We start from the raw sequence: 5482 nt of genomic DNA, 5'->3' as shown, positions 1-5482 counted from the left end.
CCGACAAGTCGAGCAAGCAGCGCTGGACGGATGCGGAGGCGGTATGCACCCAATAAGCGGAGCCGGTGCGTCGGACATGGGGACGAGCGCGCAACGACTGGGCCGCGTGGCATTCTGGCTGCTCACTCTGATGGTGTTGATGCTCGGCTTGGGCGCGCGCACGGCATCCGCGACCGTCAGCTGCACCGGCACGGCGCAGACGGTGACGCTCTCGATGCCTTCCTCGGTGACGGTTCCGCGCGACGCCGCGGTCGGCACGGTGTTGACCTCCTGGATCAGTACCGCGGCCACCACCAATTTCTATAGCTGCACGGCGTCGAATTCGTCACCTTCGGGGATGCTTTTCGATCCGATGTCGCTGACCAAGGCCAGCATGACCGTGACCGGGCCGAATAGTGTCGCCTATACGGTCTGGAACACCAACGTGCCTGGCGTCGGCATCGCGATCGGCGTGCGGACCTATGCGAACGGGTGTGGGTGGCAACCATGGTTCGATCTTGGCAGGGCGCCGTCGGGGACGTTCCCCAGCCCGTGGGTGGGTTCCTCCTGCAACCAAAACGGTTCGGTCACCAACGGTGGCCAGGCCCAGGTGGCGCTGGTCAAGACCGGCCCCATCACGGCCGGAACGGTGACGGGCGGTGTGCTGTTCCAGGGGGCGTCTGCGACGGCGCAGACCAGCACCTATACGATCTCCACCTCGAACCCCGTGTCGTACTCGCTGACCCAGACCATCGTCAACGTGGCGGCGTGCACTACGCCGAACGTGACGGTCACCATGGGTTCGTACATGCAGTCGGCCTTCAAGGGCATCGGCTCGACCAGCACGCCGGCCAAGGCATTCAACGTGGCGGTCAATGCCTGTCCGACGGGGCTGAACTCGATCCAGTATCAGTTCATTCCGGTCAATGCCGTGCTCGACGCCACGAATGGCGTGCTGGCGCTGTCGAGCGGTTCGACGGCCACCGGCATCGGTTTGCAACTGAAGGACGGCAGCGGCAATCCGCTGAAATACAACACGCAATACACACTGACGAGCTACAGCAAGACGACGGGCGGTTCCTACACGATCCCGCTCACGGCCGCGTACTACCAGACGGCTGCCAGCGTGACGCCCGGCAGTGCGAACGCGGTGTTGACCTTCACCATGACGTATCAGTAAGTCATGGTGGCGACCGTCGAGGCGAGGGATGCTGCCGGGCGCATGACGCCCGGTCGTGGTCTGCGCATCGATGCATTCGGTCATGCGGGGGCGTCGGATTCGACATCGTTCGCGCCCTCCGAAAAGCCTGGGAAAGATTATGAAATGGAATGAGAAGCCGGCCGCGATACGCAGGCAGGCGAAATCGGCGCGTGGCCTGGCGTTCTGGCTGCTCGCGCTGGCGGTGTTGATGCTGGGCTTGGGCTCGCGAGCGACCTTCGCCCAGAGCGTCAGCTGCACGGGCACGGCGCAGACGGTGACGCTCTCGATGCCGACTTCGGTGACGGTTCCGCGCGACGCCGCGGTCGGGACGGTGCTGACCTCCTGGATCAGTACCGCGGCCACCACCAACTTCTATAACTGCACGACGTCGGGATCGGCTGCCTCCGGCATGGTCTTCGAGCCGCTGTCGTTGACCAAGGCCGGCACCGTGGCCGGGCCGAACAGCGTGACCTATACGGTCTGGAACACCAATGTGCCCGGCGTCGGTATTGCGATCGGCGTGCGGACCTACGCGAACGGGTGTGGGTGGCAGTCATGGCAGGATGTCGGCACGCCGTTTTCGGCGTTTCCCAGCCCGTGGGCGGGCCAGGCTTGCAACCAGAATGGTTCGGGCGGCTCGGTCATCAATGGCGGCCAGGCTCAGGCGGCCCTGGTCAAGACCGGCCCCATCACGGCGGGTACGGTAACGGGCGGCGTGCTGTTCGAGGGCGCGCCCATCACGGCATCCAATATCGGCGGTCCGTATACGGTCGGCACCTCGGGCCACGTGTCGTATTCGCTGACCCAGACTGCCGTCACCGTGGCGGCGTGCACCACGCCGAACGTGACGGTCACCATGGGTTCGTACATGCAGTCGGCCTTCAAGGGCATCGGCTCGACCAGCACGCCGGCCAAGGCATTCAACGTGGCGGTCAATGCCTGTCCGACGGGGCTGAACTCGATCCAGTATCAGTTCATTCCGGTCAATGCCGTGCTCGACGCCACCAATGGCGTGCTGGCGCTGTCGAGCGGTTCGACGGCCACCGGCATCGGTTTGCAACTGAAGGACGGCAGCGGCAATCCGCTGAAATACAACACGCAATACACACTGACGAGCTACAGCAAGACGACGGGCGGTTCCTACACGATCCCGCTCACGGCCGCGTACTACCAGACGGCCGCCAGCGTGACGGCCGGCAGTGCGAATGCGGTGCTGACCTTCACCATGACGTATCAGTAAGCCATCGAGACAAAGGATACGACCGGGGCATGCGCCCGTTCAGGGCGTATGCGTGGATTCGTTCGGTCATGCGCGAATGTCGAATCCGGCATTTTGCTCTCGCGGAATTTGCTGGACGACGCGCGGCGCAAACGTGTCGATCACGGCGCGCACCACGCCAGCGGCCGCATCAACCGTCGCATAGCAGCTCGGTGCCCCGAGCCGAACCGAGAGCCGGTCCGGCAGCACCTTGGCATCGGAGATGCGACACGTCATCGATCCCCTGCCATTGGGCGCGGTGCTGTTGTTCCAGATCGCGGCGAACGACACCCCTTGCTTGCTCTCGCGGAACGCTTCGCTCAGCACGGCGATCGCGGGCGTCGACGGCGATCCGTCGGTGTCGAAGGCGGGGTAGAGCGTCGCCTCATTGAGCGTGTTGCCCTTCAAAAACCAGTGCTCGTGCACCATCGCTGGAGCCAAGACCGCCAGGGACGCCACGATCTTGGACTGGCGAGCGACGATCGCCGGGAAGTCGCGGGAGGTCAAATCGCTGTCGCGGAACAGTGCGCTGATTTCCATCGTCTATTACGGTTGGTAGACAGCTGCGACGCCCATTTCGGCGAGCAGGGGGGCATTTTTCGGTACGTGAGCGGCGTCTGAAAGTACCACGACAACTGCGCCGGCGGGTTGCCACGAACGACGACGCCCTGGGCGAAGGCCTGCGCTTCCATCGCGTCGAAGCCATCGAAAAAATTCTCGGCGCGCGGAATCGCGGCGTCGAGATCGCATCTCAACAGCGCGCATGAGAAGCGGCGGAGAAGATTCGATTTCATGGTCGCGTTAGTTAGACCACACGGCTGGTGGACGTTGGGCGGGCGAGCAGGGGGCGTGCTGGAGCCGATCCCGATGCGTCGCGGCCAGGCGTTGGTTCAGTCGGGCGGGATTGCATCGTGTCCGTTGAGCAGATCGAGCGCCTGTCGGCGCGTGCATCGTCGCGGCACAGTGCAGGCTACCGCGTACATGGTCAGCTGGATGCGCCGTGCCGTTCAATGCGCAGTCGAGCGTCGTGCCGTCGATGCACGTGTCGCCGTGCTTGAATGAAACGTCCTGCAGCCCGTCCATCACCGCCTCGATTCATATTGATGATGCCGCCCTTGACGGTCAGCAGTGCGCCGTTTGTCGTGAGCGACCGGCGAGCGTGTCGCAGGCGGAGGGCGTGGCCGCGCATCTGGTTGCGTAGGTGGTGCTGCACGGCGACGCGGGTGTCGACATCGCGGCCTTGCGGAAAACGCTGCCCGCCGAACTGCCCGAGCACATGATGCCGGCCGCGATCGTCGCGCTGTAGGCTATGCAGCTCAAGCTGATCGGCAAGCTCGACCCCGCGGTGGTCCCGTTTGCTTAATCGACGCCGCGGATCGACCGTCGATTGGGCAAATTATCGCTCCGACCCATACGTTCGATAATCTTAGTTGTGTGAACGCCCGTCGCAATAGACAACCGGCCTCGATAGGACAGCCAGGACGAGCGCGGTCGAGTGTCCGGTGCGCGCCTGATGTCCTTGTGAAGCGGTGAGCGGGAACCTAGAGTCCTAATCGTGTCACCACGACACATGACCGGGGAAACCACCATGAGAACCGCGCTATGGGTAGGGATGCTGTTATCCGCCTTGATACAGACGGTTTACGCGCAAGACGATCCGAACAATCACTGCGATATTCCAATGGCGCAGACCAACCGCTATTGCCAGTGCCACTACACGCCTGATTCGCACAATACGAGCTGTCAGCGCTGGATGAATAATCACGGCCAGGTCTGCAAGGAAACCTGCCAGCCCTGTACCTGCCCGCCCCATCACGGCTAGCCATTGCGTCGGCGCGCGGGGCGTTGACGCACGCGGCGCGAGCCACGGCCAGCCTCCCGTTGACAGCCGCCGGTCGCCGACAGGCCATTGTGGGTCGAAGGGAGCAGTGGCGCACACGTGTGCCGCGATCGACGACCTCCCACCCGGCTGCGGCCGGTTTTTTTGTGGGCGACGCCGGCGCGCACGCCGGCGAGGGTACAGAAATCGCACATGCGATAACTGTGCTTATCGCGAGTACTGTCGGCGGCACCGTCGCAAGCGATACCAAATTTTGGTATATGATCAACGCATCATGAGGAGGTGCGCGATGCCGCGGAATACATCGATCTCGCTGGGGGATCATCTGACCCAGTTTGTGGACACCCAGGTCGCGTCTGGCCGCTACGGCTCGGCCAGCGACGTGGTTCGGGCGGGCCTGCGCCTGCTCGAGACCCAGGAAACTGAGCTGCGGGCCCTGCAGGAAGCGCTCCGCGCCGGCGAGGCCTCTGGCGCGCCGGCGGCTTTCGACGGCCAGGGGTTCCTCGCGCGCATGCGTGCCAAGCATGCGGGCTAAGGTCCGGGCGGTCAGGCTAACGCCGTTGGCCGAGGCCGATCTCGAGGACATCTGGACCTATACGTTCAAGCAGTGGTCACTCGAACAGGCCGAGCGCTACGTCGGCGAGCTGATTGAGGCATTCGAGCGCTTGGCGCGGGGCGAGTGGGCGGGGCGGCCGAGCCGCGCGCGCGACGACTATCGGCGCTACCTGGTCGGGTCGCACGTGGTGTTCTATCGTGCAACGACGGCCACGCTGGACGTGATCCGGGTGTTGCACCAGCGCATGGACGTCGACAGGCATTTGTAGTCGGCCTGCCGCGCGGCGACGCGCTCACTCAACAGGATATTAGCGGTCCTGCGCCATCGCCCCACATACAGTAGCAACGCCTTCACACCCGGCCTCGGCCGGGTTTCTTTTTGGTTCATCGTGGATTACCGGGGAACGCAGCGCGGATTTTGAGGAAGAAATATTCCTCGTCGCGGTAGCCATAAGCCCGGCGTTTGATGACCTTGATGGTGTTGTTGATGCCTTCGACGACGCTGGTATTGAGCGGGTGCCTGCAACGAGCCGGAATGCCGTGCCAGTCGCTCTGCAGGCGCTCAGCGAACATTCAGTACTTTGCGCGCAGGACGGTCGTGCCGAAGCTGATTGGCCTGATCGACTCGTACCCGGTCAATGACTTCACG

General features: G+C 63.7%; 6 protein-coding genes and 1 pseudogene. 4 read left to right on the top strand and 3 right to left on the bottom strand.

Annotation, left to right across the window (positions count from 1 at the left end; translation table 11 throughout):
* Positions 1-43 precede the first annotated feature (43 nt).
* A complete protein-coding gene (locus AC1RQF_RS33020) occupies positions 44-1159 on the top strand; it encodes a fimbrial protein (RefSeq protein WP_492874312.1) in 1116 nt (371 codons plus the stop codon).
* A 139-nt stretch (positions 1160-1298) separates the two neighbouring features.
* Positions 1299-2420: a fimbrial protein gene (locus AC1RQF_RS33015; protein WP_492874311.1), complete on the top strand. Its 1122-nt coding sequence runs from the start codon at positions 1299-1301 to the stop codon at positions 2418-2420.
* A gap of 66 nt (positions 2421-2486) precedes the next feature.
* Here the strand turns inward: AC1RQF_RS33015 and AC1RQF_RS33010 are convergent, their stop codons facing one another.
* A complete protein-coding gene (locus tag AC1RQF_RS33010; RefSeq protein ID WP_492874309.1) occupies positions 2487-2978 on the bottom strand; it encodes a hypothetical protein in 492 nt (163 codons plus the stop codon).
* On the bottom strand, positions 2942-3232 hold the full coding sequence (locus tag AC1RQF_RS33005; protein ID WP_492874307.1) for a hypothetical protein: 291 nt from the start codon (positions 3230-3232) through the stop codon (positions 2942-2944). The genes AC1RQF_RS33010 and AC1RQF_RS33005 overlap by 37 nt, the downstream gene beginning before the upstream one ends.
* A 1335-nt stretch (positions 3233-4567) precedes the next feature.
* On the opposite strand from AC1RQF_RS33005, the gene AC1RQF_RS33000 reads away from it, so the two are divergent.
* Together AC1RQF_RS33000 and AC1RQF_RS32995 are read left to right on the top strand one after the other, a co-directional pair.
* A complete protein-coding gene (locus AC1RQF_RS33000; protein WP_492874305.1) occupies positions 4568-4813 on the top strand; it encodes a type II toxin-antitoxin system ParD family antitoxin in 246 nt (81 codons plus the stop codon).
* Entirely contained in the window at positions 4803-5102 is a 300-nt protein-coding gene (locus AC1RQF_RS32995; protein ID WP_492874303.1) for a type II toxin-antitoxin system RelE/ParE family toxin, read from the top strand. Before AC1RQF_RS33000 ends, AC1RQF_RS32995 begins: the two co-directional genes overlap by 11 nt.
* Positions 5103-5217: 115 nt before the next feature.
* Here the strand turns inward: AC1RQF_RS32995 and AC1RQF_RS32990 are convergent.
* Positions 5218-5482 (bottom strand): annotated as a pseudogene (locus tag AC1RQF_RS32990) (transposase); the annotation flags it as partial.

The sequence above is a fragment of the Burkholderia sp. GW821-FHT14F03 genome, from assembly GCF_058803765.1.
The sequence above is the reverse complement of the archived record's forward strand: the minus strand, read 5'-3'. Positions and strand labels throughout refer to the sequence as shown.

Excerpts from the sequence above, each read along its gene's own strand:
- AC1RQF_RS33020 (WP_492874312.1), top strand. The coding sequence starts at position 44 with ATGCACCCAATAAGCGGAGCCGGTGCGTCGGACATGGGGACGAGCGCG.
- AC1RQF_RS33015 (WP_492874311.1), top strand. The coding sequence starts at position 1,299 with ATGAAATGGAATGAGAAGCCGGCCGCGATACGCAGGCAGGCGAAATCG.
- AC1RQF_RS33010 (WP_492874309.1), bottom strand. The coding sequence starts at position 2,978 with ATGGAAATCAGCGCACTGTTCCGCGACAGCGATTTGACCTCCCGCGAC.
- AC1RQF_RS33005 (WP_492874307.1), bottom strand. The coding sequence starts at position 3,232 with ATGAAATCGAATCTTCTCCGCCGCTTCTCATGCGCGCTGTTGAGATGC.
- AC1RQF_RS33000 (WP_492874305.1), top strand. The coding sequence starts at position 4,568 with ATGCCGCGGAATACATCGATCTCGCTGGGGGATCATCTGACCCAGTTT.
- AC1RQF_RS32995 (WP_492874303.1), top strand. The coding sequence starts at position 4,803 with ATGCGGGCTAAGGTCCGGGCGGTCAGGCTAACGCCGTTGGCCGAGGCC.